Annotated in this window: 12 protein-coding genes, 1 other RNA gene and 1 pseudogene; 6 read left to right on the top strand and 8 right to left on the bottom strand. The window is 65.0% G+C overall.

Features of this window, described 5'->3' with window-relative positions; translation table 11 throughout:
• Window positions 1-569 (top strand): IS3 family transposase (locus tag A7D16_RS15345; RefSeq protein WP_064634145.1); only part of this gene is annotated, 569 nt, incomplete at its 5' end.
• Window positions 570-601: 32 nt separating this feature from the next.
• Here A7D16_RS15345 and A7D16_RS15340 read toward each other — a convergent pair.
• Window positions 602-2,491 (bottom strand): annotated as a pseudogene (locus A7D16_RS15340) (TonB-dependent receptor plug domain-containing protein); the annotation flags it as partial.
• Between the two features lie 332 nt (window positions 2,492-2,823).
• On the opposite strand from A7D16_RS15340, the gene apbC reads away from it, so the two are divergent.
• The gene (gene apbC / locus A7D16_RS15335) at window positions 2,824-3,675 is read left to right on the top strand and encodes an iron-sulfur cluster carrier protein ApbC (RefSeq protein WP_064634144.1); all 852 of its coding nucleotides are present in this window, start codon (window positions 2,824-2,826) and stop codon (window positions 3,673-3,675) included.
• 96 nt (window positions 3,676-3,771) lie between these two features.
• Window positions 3,772-4,341, top strand: a complete 570-nt coding sequence (gene dcd, locus A7D16_RS15330; protein ID WP_055850006.1) for a dCTP deaminase — start codon at window positions 3,772-3,774, stop codon at window positions 4,339-4,341.
• A 161-nt stretch (window positions 4,342-4,502) separates the two neighbouring features.
• On the opposite strand, the gene A7D16_RS15325 is transcribed toward dcd, so the two are convergent.
• The 4 genes from A7D16_RS15325 to A7D16_RS15310 form a co-directional block, all read right to left on the bottom strand.
• Entirely contained in the window at window positions 4,503-4,688 is a 186-nt protein-coding gene (locus tag A7D16_RS15325) for a LiaF transmembrane domain-containing protein (RefSeq protein WP_064634143.1), read from the bottom strand.
• Between the two features lie 380 nt (window positions 4,689-5,068).
• On the bottom strand, window positions 5,069-5,236 hold the full coding sequence (locus tag A7D16_RS23780; protein WP_005994260.1) for a LiaI-LiaF-like domain-containing protein: 168 nt from the start codon (window positions 5,234-5,236) through the stop codon (window positions 5,069-5,071).
• 27 nt (window positions 5,237-5,263) lie between these two features.
• Window positions 5,264-5,701, bottom strand: coding sequence for an HIT domain-containing protein (locus tag A7D16_RS15315; protein WP_064634142.1), 438 nt, complete (start codon window positions 5,699-5,701; stop codon window positions 5,264-5,266).
• Entirely contained in the window at window positions 5,698-6,360 is a 663-nt protein-coding gene (locus A7D16_RS15310; protein ID WP_064634141.1) for a dienelactone hydrolase family protein, read from the bottom strand. The genes A7D16_RS15315 and A7D16_RS15310 overlap by 4 nt, the downstream gene beginning before the upstream one ends.
• Window positions 6,361-6,543: 183 nt before the next feature.
• Between A7D16_RS15310 and rimO the strand changes: the two genes are divergently transcribed.
• The gene (gene rimO / locus A7D16_RS15305) at window positions 6,544-7,917 is read left to right on the top strand and encodes a 30S ribosomal protein S12 methylthiotransferase RimO (protein WP_064634140.1); all 1,374 of its coding nucleotides are present in this window, start codon (window positions 6,544-6,546) and stop codon (window positions 7,915-7,917) included.
• 154 nt (window positions 7,918-8,071) lie between these two features.
• On the opposite strand, the gene greB is transcribed toward rimO, so the two are convergent.
• Window positions 8,072-8,578: a transcription elongation factor GreB gene (gene greB, locus A7D16_RS15300; RefSeq protein WP_064634139.1), complete on the bottom strand. Its 507-nt coding sequence runs from the start codon at window positions 8,576-8,578 to the stop codon at window positions 8,072-8,074.
• Between the two features lie 109 nt (window positions 8,579-8,687).
• Between greB and A7D16_RS15295 the strand changes: the two genes are divergently transcribed.
• Complete coding sequence (locus tag A7D16_RS15295) at window positions 8,688-10,154, top strand: rhomboid family intramembrane serine protease (protein WP_064634138.1); 1,467 nt, start codon at window positions 8,688-8,690, stop codon at window positions 10,152-10,154.
• A gap of 242 nt (window positions 10,155-10,396) precedes the next feature.
• On the opposite strand, the gene A7D16_RS15290 is transcribed toward A7D16_RS15295, so the two are convergent.
• Window positions 10,397-10,473, bottom strand: a non-coding RNA gene (locus A7D16_RS15290) — sX9 sRNA.
• 59 nt (window positions 10,474-10,532) lie between these two features.
• Window positions 10,533-11,807: a DUF4013 domain-containing protein gene (locus tag A7D16_RS15285; RefSeq protein ID WP_064634137.1), complete on the bottom strand. Its 1,275-nt coding sequence runs from the start codon at window positions 11,805-11,807 to the stop codon at window positions 10,533-10,535.
• Between the two features lie 422 nt (window positions 11,808-12,229).
• Here A7D16_RS15285 and nudK point away from each other — a divergent pair, with 422 nt between their 5' ends.
• Window positions 12,230-12,829, top strand: a complete 600-nt coding sequence (nudK, locus tag A7D16_RS15280; protein WP_064634136.1) for a GDP-mannose pyrophosphatase NudK — start codon at window positions 12,230-12,232, stop codon at window positions 12,827-12,829.
• Window positions 12,830-12,967: the final 138 nt, after the last annotated feature.

The raw sequence follows: 12,967 nt of genomic DNA, 5'->3' as shown, positions 1-12,967 counted from the left end.
TCCGCCGCCGCAAGCGCAAGAACGTGCCAGTGGGCGAGCGTCAGCCGCTGCTGCGGCCATTGCAGGCCAACCAGGTGTGGTCGATGGACTTTGTGTTCGACCGCACCGCCGACGGCCGGGCGATCAAGTGCCTGGTGATCGTGGACGATGCTACACACGAAGCGGTCGCCATCGAGGTGGAGCGTGCAATCTCGGGCCATGGCGTGACGCGTGTGCTGGATCGGCTCGCCATCAGCCGCGGCTTGCCGCAGGTGATCCGCACCGACAACGGCAAGGAGTTTTGCGGCAAGGCGATGGTCGCCTGGGCGCATGCGCATGGTGTGCAGCTGCGGCTGATCCAACCCGGCAAGCCAAACCAGAACGCCTATGTCGAATCGTTCAACGGCCGGCTACGCGATGAATGCCTCAACGAACACTGGTTCCCGACACTGCTGCACGCACGCACCGAGATCGAGCGCTGGCGACGCGAATACAACGAGGAGCGACCCAAGAAAGCAATTGGCGGCATGACGCCCTCCGCGTATGCCCAACAGCTGGCCAACACCGATATCATCAACCCCGGACTCTAGACCCGGCCGCTACTCAGGACGGGGGGACGTCGGTCCGAGTAACGGCCCGCCACATCCAGCGCCAACCGGTCCACGCCCGGCAGGCCGGCCAGCAGTGGAATGGTGCTTTCGACGAAGACTTCCTTGACGTTGTATTCGCCGCCGCTGTTGGGGATGGCGTTGAGGAAGGTCACGCCCGATGCGGCCAATGGGTCGGTGACTTCCTCGCTTTGCTCCTTGCGGTATTCCACGCCGCCGGCGATGCCGATGTCGCCGGCCGGCAGCGACAGCAGGTTGCTATTAGCCACCGAGGCGCTGAACACGGTTTGCTGGATCTTGGCCTGCGAGCGCGCGGTGGTGTTGAACCACGCAGCCGCTTCCGGGGTGACCGCACCGTTGCCGAAAATGCTGAAGGGCACGCAGCCTTCGCGCGCCAGTGCCGAATACACGCGGTTGGTGTTGGGGTTGATCGCGCTTGGATCCAGGGTGGTGCGGCAAACGATATTGCCGTTGGCATCGCGCGCGGCATCGATGCCGGCCTGCCAGCGCTCGTTGATGCGGTTGTTGAGGTTGAGGCGGTCCACCGTGGTCTTGCCGTAGTTGGCAGACACGTCGTAGGTCCAGTTGTCGGTGACGTTGCCTTCGGCACCGAGCACCGCGCGGTAGGTCTTGCGCTCGATGTTTTCACCACGGCGGCCGGCATCGACGTTGAAGCGGTTCATCAGGATTTGCGTGGCGCCGCGCGAATCCATAAGCGCGCCCAGTTCGGGGCTGACATACGGGTTCTGGCGGCGCACGCGCAGCGAGCTGTCGAATGCCGGCTGGCCGAAGAATTCCGAATCGGTTTCGCTGTACTTGCCTTCGAAGAACACGCGATGGGTTTCGCTGAGCTCGAAGTTGATCATGGTATTGACGCTCTTGCGGTCGAAGCCGGGCTGCAGGTCGGCCACCGCGTTGAGGTCGGCAAAATCGCAATCCACGCACGAGGTGTTGCTCACCACGGTGCCGTTGTAACGGTTGCGGCGGAAGCTGCCGTCGTCGTTGAGCAGATAGCGGTTGCCGTACGTGGCGGGGTTGCGGAAGTCGAACGTGCCCAGGTTGAAGGTGCCGCCGTAGGATGTGCCGTGGTTGCCGCCCGGGCCGCTGAGCACAGTCTGCGGGTTGCTCTCGCTTGGCGGGCGGCTCGGATCGAAGCGGGGGTTCTGCACGCTGACCAGGTACTCGCGGCCGATGGCGCGGTTACCGCGGCCGAAGCGATCCTGCTTGCTGTATTCGCCCGAGATGGCGATGTTGCCGCGGCCTTGCGCAAAGTCGGTGCCGGCAGAGAAGCTTGCAAACGAGCGGTTGTAATTGCCTTCATCGGCCAGGCCTGTCTGTGCGCGGGTCTCGAAGCCGGTGAACGATTTCTTGAGGATGAAGTTGACCACGCCGGCCACCGCATCGGCGCCGTAAACGGCCGACGCACCACCGGTAATGACTTCCACACGCTCGACCCATTCCACCGGAATGGTGTTGACGTCCACCGCGGTCGAGCCGGGGCTGGAGCCTACATGGCGGCGGCCGTTGACCAGCACCAGCGTGCGGTCCACGCCCATGCCGCGCAGGTCGAGCAGGCCCAGGCCGGCGGTACCGATGAAGCGGGTGGAATTGCCCAGGGTGTAGCTCGGCGCCAGCGCCGGCATGCGTGCCATCAGGTCGCTGATGGTGGTTGCGCCGGTGGCGCGGATTTCTTCGGAGGTGATTGCGGTGACCGGGGAGGGGGTGACGAAACCGGTACGCGCAATGCGCGAGCCGGTGACGGTGACCTTGTCCAGATCGGTGGTGCCGGGGGCGACGCCATTTTCCGATTGCGCGGCAACGTGGCCGGCCGGTGCGACCAGCGCGGCCAACAAGGCGGCGCTCAAACGATGACGACGGGTGCGTTGCGGGAGACGACTCGACATGATCTTTGCGGATTCCTGTACTGAAGATTCGGGGTAAGAGCTGGGCTCGCTGAGCGCTAGCTGAACTGAATCTCTAACGTAATAACCCCTTAATCTTGTGTCCACAATTGTGAAATATGTCGGTGTTTGACACGCGCGTGCATCGAGACTGGATATCGCGGTAGAGCCGGGCATGTACGGCGATTTGGACACGAGCCGGTAAACTGCACCGCTTCGCAAGCGCACGGTCAGGCAGTGGCTGCGTTCCGCATACGATGAAACGGGTAGACAATAGCGATGAAGTTGAAACAGCACGTGCGCGCCGCGACGGGTGCAACCCAGGGCCGCGACGCATGAGCGGCGAACGCAGAATCGCCGCACATGCAGTGCAGGGCGCGCTCGCCCCGCATCCGCGCATCCGCAATGTCATTGCGGTGGGCTCGGGCAAGGGTGGGGTGGGCAAGTCCACGACGGCAGTGAATCTGGCGCTGGCGCTGCGCCAGCTGGGTGCGCGGGTGGGCGTGCTGGATGCCGATATCTATGGCCCCAGCGTGCCGGCGATGCTGGGCCTGAGCGGGCGACCGGACAGCCCGGACAACAAGTCGATCGAGCCGCTACGCGCGTTCGGGATCGAGGCGATGTCGATCGGCCTGCTGGTCGATCAGGACACCCCGATGATCTGGCGCGGGCCGATGGCGACGTCCGCCCTGACCCAGCTGTTCAACGACACCCTGTGGGACGACCTGGACTACCTGCTGATCGATCTGCCACCGGGCACCGGCGATATCCAGCTGACCCTGTCGCAAAAGATCCCGGTGGCCGGTGCGGTGATCGTCACCACACCGCAGGACATCGCCACCCTGGATGCGCGCAAGGCCTTGAAGATGTTCGAAAAGGTCGAGGTGCCGGTGCTCGGCATCGTCGAAAACATGGCGGTGCATACCTGCAGCAACTGCGGCCATCGCGAGCATCTGTTCGGCGAAGGCGGCGGCGAGCGCATGGCCGCGCAGTACGGCGTGCCGTTGCTGGGGTCGTTGCCGCTGGAGATCGCGATCCGCGAGCAGGGCGATGCCGGTCAGCCCATCGTGGTGGCCGCGCCAGCGTCGGCAGCGGCGCAGGCCTATCTGGCCGCTGCCACGCGCCTGGCCGAGGAACTGGGCAAGCGGCCGCGCGCCAGCATTCCGATTTCGGCATCGCTGCTGTAATACGCCGGCCGGCCGTCGATGCCGGCCGCTTGCTAGAATTCGCCGTCTTCGCGCGGGCCGCTCGGCCCGCCGCCTTCCGTCTTCAAGGAACACCGCATGAGCATCAAGAGCGACCGCTGGATCAAGCGCATGGCCGAGCAGCACGCGATGATCGAGCCGTTCGAGCCCGGCCAGATCAAGCACGACGCTGCCGGGCAGCGCATCGTCAGCTTCGGCACCTCCAGCTACGGCTACGACGTGCGTTGCTCACGCGAGTTCAAGATCTTCACCAACATCAACTCGACGATCGTGGATCCGAAGCACTTCGATCCGGGCAGTTTTGTCGATGTCGAATCGGATGTCTGCATCATTCCGCCGAACAGCTTCGCGCTGGCGCGCACGGTGGAATATTTCCGCATCCCGCGCGACACCCTGGTGGTGTGCCTGGGCAAGAGCACTTACGCGCGCTGCGGCATCATCGTCAACGTGACCCCGCTGGAGCCGGAGTGGGAAGGTCACGTGACGCTGGAATTCAGTAACACCACGCCGTTGCCGGCGCGCATCTACGCCAACGAAGGCGTGGCGCAGATGTTGTTCTTCCAATCCGATGAGGTGTGCGAGACCTCGTACAAGGATCGCGGCGGCAAGTACCAGGGCCAGACCGGCGTGACCCTGCCGCGCACGTGATGCGATGCATGGGTGTCGACGCAAGCGCGTCGGCAGCCGGCTGCAACAGGGCCGTGATGCGATGAGGCCATGTCAAGGGTGTGCGGTGCACGGGATGCGTCGCGCGCCTGCATTGCACACAGCATGCGGGGTCGCTATCGCCAGCGCTTCTGGCCCGCAGCTCAGTTGATTGCCAGGACCGGTTTGCGGCGCCACATCAGCTGGTGGACGCCGGCCCAGATGACCAACAAGGGCCACCACGCCGCAATCCCGTCGCCCAGGTCGATGCGGCTCAGGCCAAGATTGTTGCGCAGGAACATTCCGCTCATGACGATCAAAAACAGGCCGGAAGTCAGCCGGTAATGCATGGCGGCGTCCTCGTTGGGTGTGAGGCCATGCTGCGCGCGATTGCCCCGCCGATCAGGTGCCGGAAGTCAACAGTTGCGGGTGACAGTCGTCATGTCGCGCTGCTGGCGGGTGCGCATTGATCGTGCTTCGTCATCATGGCGAACGCGGTAACGACCACGGACGCGATGGTCATGGTCGTTGCAATATCAGGAAATAGTGTTGGATCAGAACGCTTCGTCGAATGCACGAGGCTTCGCCCGTACCCTCATCCGCCCCTTCGGGGCACCTTCTCCCGAGGGGAGAAGGGCAGGCGCCATGTCGCCGCCGCAGAACGGTCACGCTAGCCATCAGCACCTAGGCGCCGCTGTTGCGAATCCCAAATCCCGTTTCCCGGCCGCGCCTATTTTCCGCGCCCGAACAGCATGCCGATGCCGCAGGCCACCAGCGCGGCCGGCCACCAGGTGGCGATCAGCTTGCCCAGGCTGAGATTGGTCCAGCCCAGGTTGTTGGCCAGAAACAACAGGCCCACAAGGATCAGGATCAGCGCGGCGACGACATTGGATTTCATGCGGAAGACTGGTTGAAAGACAGACGCCTATCGTAGCCGCTGCGCCCACGCAGCGACATGCCGTTGCAGCGTCTCGGGCGCAAAGCGCTGCGCACTGCCGCTGCCCCAGACCGGGCCGGGCCAGGCCGCATCGCCGGGATGGCGGCCGACCAGATGCACGTGCAGCTGCTGCACGATATTGCCCAGCGCACCGATATTGAGCTTGCTCACCGCAGGTTCGCGGCGCAGCAGCTGCGAGAGCTGGTTGATCTCGGCCAGCAACAGACGCTGCTGGCCGCCATCCAGATCGATCCACTCGCTGACATCGGCCACCCGCGGCACCAGCACCAGCCACGGGAAGCGCGCATCGTCCATCAGCCGCACCTGCGACAGCGGGCCGTCGGCGACGAACACACTGTCGGCGGCCAGCCGCGCATCGAGCTGGAATTCGCCCGCTGCAGCGGGGCTGGATGCGGGCGCACTCATCCCAGATGCGCTGCAAAAAAGCCCAGGGTGCGTTCCAATGCACGCTCGGCGCTGTCGGCGTCGTAATGGGTGGGGTCGATACTGCGGTTGAAGGCGTGCCCGGTCGGGTACACGAAGGTCTCCATCTGCGGCAGTTTTTCGCGGTGGGCCTGGATCGCCTCGGGCGGGATGCTGGCGTCGCGTTCGCCGAAGTGGAACATCACCGGCGCCTTGGGGGTTTCGTCCAGCAGCTGGGTATTGTGGCCGCCGTAATAGCTCACCGAAGGCAGGCCCAGACGGATGGCCGACAGCAGCGCCACCGAGCCACCCCAGCAATAGCCCACCGTGCCCACCTTGCCGGCGCGGGTCAACAGCGTGGCGGCGGACTTCACCACCTCCACCGCGCGCTCCAGGCCCACCGCATTGGCCAGGGCCAGACCGCGCTGGACGCTTTCCTGGTCGTAGGGCAGCTGCACGTCTTTTTCTTCCAGATCGAAGAAGGCCGGTGCCAGTACTTCGTAGCCGCGTGCGGCGTAGTCATCGGCCACCGCGCGGATATGTTCGTTGACGCCGAAGATCTCCTGAATTACCACCAGGCCCCCGCGCGGGCTGGAAGCGGGCGTTGCGTGCCAGGCGGTAACCTGGCCGTCGGGGGTGTCGAGCGTGGTCCAGTGACCCATGGGAATTCCTGATGTGCAGCGGGGGAGGCGCGCATTATCGACCGGACCGGCAGTGTGAAAAGTGAGGGTTTTGCAAAGCCGACCTGGCTGACGAGGCGCGGCGGTTCAGAGCGCTGCCCGCACGCCGCTATAATTGACCCTGCCCAGGCCCCAGGCCGCTCCGTTTCCCAGGCCCCTGCTTCCATGTCCCAGCTGAACCCCAAAGTCGGCTTCGTCAGCCTTGGCTGCCCGAAGGCGCTCGTCGATTCCGAACGCATCCTCACCCAGCTGCGCGTGGAGGGCTACGACATCGTGCCCAGCTACGACGCCGCCGACGTGGTGGTGGTCAACACCTGCGGCTTCATCGATTCGGCGGTGACCGAGTCACTGGACGCCATCGGCGAGGCGATGAACGCCAACGGCAAGGTCATCGTCACCGGTTGCCTGGGCAAACGCCCCGAGCAGATCCGCGAGGCCTACCCGCAGGTGCTGGCGGTGTCCGGCCCACAGGACTACCAGAGCGTGATGGAGGCCGTGCACGCCGCCTTGCCGCCGCGTCACGACCCGTTCGTGGACCTGGTGCCGGACTACGGCATCAAGCTGACGCCGCGCCATTACGCGTATCTCAAGATTTCCGAAGGCTGCAATCACCGCTGCAGCTTCTGCATCATTCCCTCGATGCGCGGCGATCTTGTCTCGCGCCCGGTGGATGAAGTGCTGCGCGAAGCCGAACGGCTGGTGCGTGGCGGGGTCAAGGAACTGCTGGTGGTCTCGCAGGACACCTCCGCCTACGGCGTGGATCTGAAGTACGCCGAGCGTCCCTGGCGCGACCGCATGTACCAGACCCGCATGAAGGCGTTGTGCGAAGGCTTGTCGGAACTGGGCGTGTGGACGCGCCTGCATTACGTCTACCCGTATCCGCACGTGGACGATGTGATTCCGCTGATGGCCGAAGGCAAGCTGTTGCCGTATCTGGACATCCCGTTCCAGCACGCCAGCCCGCGCATCCTCAAGTTGATGAAGCGCCCGGGTGCGGTGGAAAAAACCCTGGAACGTGTGCAGCGCTGGAAGGCGATGTGCCCGGAGATCACCGTGCGTTCGACCTTTATCGTCGGCTTCCCCGGCGAGACCGACGCCGAGTTCGAGTCCTTGCTGGACTTCCTGGATCAGGCGCAACTCGACCGCGTCGGTGCCTTCGCGTATTCGCCGGTGGACGGCGCCAGCGCCAACGCATTGCCGGACCCTGTGCCGGAAGAAGTGAAGCAGGAGCGGCTGGCGCGTTTCATGGCCAAGCAGGCGGAGATTTCCGCGTTGCGCCTGGAGGCCAAGATTGGCAGCGTGCAGCAATGCCTGGTCGACCTGATCGAAGACGATATCGCAGTGGCACGCTCACGCGCCGATGCACCGGAAATCGATGGCCTGGTGCATATCCAGAACGGCGGCGAGCTCCAGTTGAAGGTGGGCGACCTGGTCGAGGTGGAAATCACCGACAGCGACGAGCACGACCTGTTCGGCGATGCGCTGCCGGCCAATGGCGCGACCCAGCAAGGGCGGTCGTTGAATCTGCAGATGGTGTGACCGGCCGCTGGTTCGTACGCGTCGCTCGGTAGGAGCGCACTTGTGCGCGATGAGGCGTTATCGATAACGCTCCATCGCGCACAAGTGCGCTCCTGCACGCGCCAAGGTCATCCTGACCCCGGCCGCCGAGCGTCAGCGGAATGCGATCACACGGCTACTGGCCGGTGTAATCCACCGACACCACCACGAAGCTGTGCTTGCCAGACGGCAGCTGCGCGTCGAGCTCGTCGTCCACGCGTTTTTTCAGCAGCGCGCGCGCCAACGGCGAGTCGATGCTGATCCAGCCGCGTCCGGCATCGGTTTCGTCCGGGCCGACGATGCGATAACGCAGCAGCTCGCCGCTGTCGGCATCTTCCAGTTCCACCTGGGCGCCGAAAAACACCGCCTGCGGGTCGGTGGGTGCGGTATCCACCACGCGTAGCGCTTCCAGGCGCTTGCTCAGGTAGCGCACGCGGCGGTCGATCTCGCCAAGCTGCTTTTTGCGATAGGTGTACTCCGCATTTTCCGAGCGGTCGCCTTCCGCGGCGGCCGCAGCCAGGGCGCGGACCACCTCGGGCCGCCGCACGCGCCACAGGTCTTCCAGCTCGGCCTTGAGGCGGGCATGGCCCTCGGGCGTGATCAGCGCAGTGCTTTTTTCGGCAGGTGGGCGCCAGCGGCTCATGGGCGGTGTGTCGGACAGCGGGGGGGCGCGATGCTAGCGCGCACGGGCTGCTTGCGCATCTGCCGCCGCCCGGCGAAGCTTTGCGCCATTCTCGGACACGGATGTCGTCATGTTGCTCATGCCGCTGCACAAACCCTGGTCGCGCCAGAACATTCCCTGGGTGACGCTGCTGTTGGTGCTGGTCAATGTCGCGGTCTATCTGGGCTATCAGCGCAAGGACGACGGGCTGGTCGACAACGCCGTGCATTACTACGTCGAGTCCGGGCTGGGCACGCTGGAGGCGCAGGCGCACGCGCGCTATCTGGCGCAGACCACCGATCCCAGACTGCGTGCCGCGCGGCAGGGCAAGCCGGACAGCGTTCCAGCGCCGCAGCGCATCGCGTATCTGGCGCATCTGACGATGCACGATGTCGCCTTTGCGCAGGTCTTGCGCGGCGGCACGCTGTTCAAGGACGAAGCGCAGATGCGCGAATGGCGCGGCCTGCGTGCGCCCTACGATGCCCGCCTGTCCAAGGTGTTCACGCTGCGTCATCTGCAACGCAGTTCGGAGTGGTCGCCGGCACGCATGCTGAGCGCCACCTTCCTGCATGGCAGCTTCGATCATCTGCTCGGCAACATGCTGTTTCTGCTGGCGCTGGGTACCTTGCTGGAAGGGGCGATCGGCAGCGGCTGGTTCCTGTTGCTGTATCTGCTGGGCGGGTTTGGCGCCAGCGCAGCAAGTCTGTGGTGGCGCTGGGGCGAGCCCGGTGGCGGGCTGGGCGCGTCCGGTGCCATTGCCGCCTTGATGGGAGCGTTCTGCGTGGTCTGGGGGCGGCGCCGGGTGCGGTTTTTCTATTGGTTTTTCGTGGTGTTCAATTACGCACGCGGCCCGGCGATCTTGCTGCTGCCCCTGTGGCTGGGCTGGGAGCTGTACAGCCTGCTGGGTAGCGATAACGGCGCTGTCGCGTTCGAAGCGCATGCCGGCGGGTTGATCAGCGGTGCGCTGCTCGGCGCGTTGCTGGTGGCGGTGCGGCAAACCCGCCCGGCCTTCATGGACGAAGACCTCGCCGCACAGGTGGACGACCGCTGGGAGCGTGCGCAGCGCCATCTGGGCCGCATGGAGAACCTTGAAGCCGAGCGGCTGCTCGCCGAGCTGGCCAGCGAGACCCCGCACAGTGCCGATGTCGCGCTGGCCCGCTATCGGGTTGCGCGCAACGCCGGGCGCACGCAGGAAGCCCTGCGCCACGCGCAGACGCTGCTGCACCTGGCCAGCCATAGCGCGCAACAGACACGCGTCCAGCTGGGCGTAGCAGCAGAATTGAGCAAGGACGGGATTGCCGTTGCGCTGCCGGCACGCATGGCGTTGATCGACGCGTGCCTGCGTAACGGGCTGCTGGCCGATGCCGAGCGTTCGTTGAAGGAGTGCGGCATCGATGCGCCGCGTTCCGAGCTGGCGCAGCACTGGTTTGTGCTGGCGTTACGGCACGGCGAACTGCAGGCCGACGAACAGCGCACGCGGGTGTTGCAGCTGGTGCGCGATCAATTTCCGGAGCAGGGGCAGGCGGTCAAGGCGCGCTTCTTGCTCGAAAATGGCTGAAGGCGCCGCGTGTGCGTGTGGTCTCCGGGGTGTCGATGTCGGGCGTTTGAAGCCGCATCAAGAGCCGTTAGCCAAACCCATCGAGCGCTGCTCGGTGAGAGTGGAATTTAGCCGTTCTGAGAGCAGGCCACGCCCCCCTTGCGGCTGTGGAGGTGCTTGGTGATGCGCGTCAAACCGGTGCTGAGTGCGGGCCGCCCGCCGGCTTGCGGCTACGGCGGAATTTTGTGAGATGCGCCAGGAGCGGCTAACAAAACGTAGCGAGCAGTCGTCAGCTGAAGTGTGTACGGCGCGAAGGAACCGAAATCTACGAGTGGTCCACGCCGCACCGAGCATCGGTCGCTTCCGCCTGGCGGTGAGCACAGTCGGCGTGTAGCAGCGTCAAGCCGGTTGGATCGCCACCGCCCGTAACGCTGCGTCCAGCTTTGTCCGTTGCGCGGCATCGTCGCAATGCTCCGCGGCGTTTTGCAGGATGGCGCGTGCCTGCGCATCGCGGCCGAAACGCTCGGCGAGCATCAGGCCTGCATCCAGCGACCAGCTCGGCAGCATCGGATCGCGCGGCCAGCCGGCGATGGCGGCCAGCAGCCCATCGGTCGCGAGTTGAAACTGCCCGGCCATCTTGGCGCGCTCGGCGAGCAGCGTGGCGTGTTCGGGCAGGAGCGGAGTGAATGCGGGGTCGCTGTCGAGCGCTTCGCGCTGCAACGCGAGTGCGCGGCGCTCCTGCTTATCCTGCAGCAAGCGGTTGATGTATTGCCGGGTATGCTCGCGTAGCTCGTCGTTGCTGTGATGCTGGCGTAGCAGGCGTTGATACAGCTCGTGGACTGCCAGGCTCACCGCGCGCGAGCGGACTGCACCGCGCAAGGCCTGGAACGCCTCTGCGGAATGACCGTCGCGCACGTACTGCTCGGCCTCGTCGAGCAGGCGCTGGTCCGGGTCGGCGCGTTCGTGCGCGGCACCGCCGCTGGGCACGTATCCCAGCTCTTCGTGGTATTGGTACACCAGATACCCGAGCAGATGAAAACTGGCGAACAGGGTCCAGATCGAGGTCATCATCACCGCTGCCTCGCGCACCAGCGGGGGCAGGTACTTGAGTGCGACAAAGACCGCCGCCGTGCCGCTGCCCTGGATCACGTACAGCAGGCCGTAGGCGGCCAGATACGGCCAGCCGATACGCAGCGCCATATCGATCGAAACCGCCGGGTTGAGCGCCCGGCGCAGGCTGCCGTCGATGGCAAGGGAGATCAGCATGCCGGGCAACAACAGCATGGCGCCCAGATAGGCGATGGTCAGCCCGAATTTACCTGCGAGCGCGGCGGCAACGCCGATCACGATGCCCAGCGCGAACGCCAGCAGGATCAGGCGCAATACCGCGCTGTCGAAGCTGTCATACCCGAGCCGGGGCGCATCGGGCTGGCCATCGGCGGTATGCCGAAGGATGTCGAACGCGTAGGTGTAGGTCGCCATGCCCAGCACGCCCATGACCACGAGTTTGAGGATGCCCGGCAACACCAGCAGCGCACTGCACAGCGTCAGCGCGATCAGCGCATACAGCGCCGAGCCGCGTAGCGGATAGGTGGCGATCGCCGGAATGCGGGTCCAGAACGGTGCAGGCGCAGCATGCGCGGCAACCTTGCGTGCGCGAAAACGGTCTTCCATGACGCTCCCCAAGCGTGTGATGTGAAGGGATTGTGGAGCGATGCGCGGGCGGGCGCAATTGGAATGTCGCGTCTGCTTGCGGCGAGCTGGAATTGGGCGAGGTCAGTGGTCTGCGGCACGCACGCCTTCAGCGGCGCTGCCAGGATCTCGGTCGACCGGCGGAAGCAGGGCCTGCATGGGCGGCCGTCCGAGGACACGCGATGGTGCCGACAGGTGCATGCCTTCCGCTGATTGCGCTGATTGCGACGGGCGGGTGGTGGGCCATCATGACCAACGGCCGCGCACATGGACTCCTGTGCAGAACATATGGTTCGCTACCGGTCGGTTGCCCGCCCTGTGGCGACCTCGCTGCAGGCGGTACGCGCTTGCGTGGCATCGCGAGGGCGCGGCCTTCTCCCCCCAACCATCGCAAGGAGTTTTGCTTGAATCCATCAGTCGCCGACACCCCGCAGGTTCGCATTCGCAGCTTCGATGTGCTGTCAGACAACTGGTACGTGCTGCGCAAGGTCACCTTCGATTTCCAGCGCAAGGATGGCCGCTGGCAGACTCTCTCGCGCGAGGCGTATGACCGCGGCAATGGCGCCACCATCCTGCTCTACAGCCGCGCCAGGCAGACGGTGATGCTGACCCGTCAGTTCCGCCTGCCGACGCTGCTCAATGGCAATGCGGACGGCATGCTGATCGAAGCCTGCGCCGGCCTGCTGGATATGGATGATCCGCAGACCTGCATTCGCAAGGAAACCGAAGAGGAAACCGGCTACCGCATCGACAATGTGCGCAAGGTGTTCGAGGCCTTCATGAGCCCGGGTTCGGTCACGGAGCGCCTGTATTTCTTCGTCGGCGAATACTTCGACGCCGACAAGGTGAGCGACGGTGGCGGGGTCGAAGAAGACGGCGAGGAGATCGAGGTGCTGGAGCTGTCGCTCGACGCTGCGCTGGCGATGATTGCTACCGGCGAAATCGCCGATGCCAAGACGATCATGTTGCTGCAGTACGCCAAGTTGCATGACGTGCTGGGGTAGGCGGCGTATGAACATCCCTTGAGCGCGGGCAGTGCTGGAAGGTGTGTTCACTGCGTTGCAGCCGGCAAAAGCTACGAAATCAAGCGTCCTGCCTGCCACCGCGCAGGCGGGCTGCAGGGCGCAGCCGTAACGGCCAAG

This window comes from Xanthomonas nasturtii, from assembly GCF_001660815.1.
Taxonomy (GTDB): Bacteria; Pseudomonadota; Gammaproteobacteria; order Xanthomonadales; family Xanthomonadaceae; genus Xanthomonas; species Xanthomonas nasturtii.
This window is presented reverse-complemented; position numbering and strand designations above follow the sequence as displayed.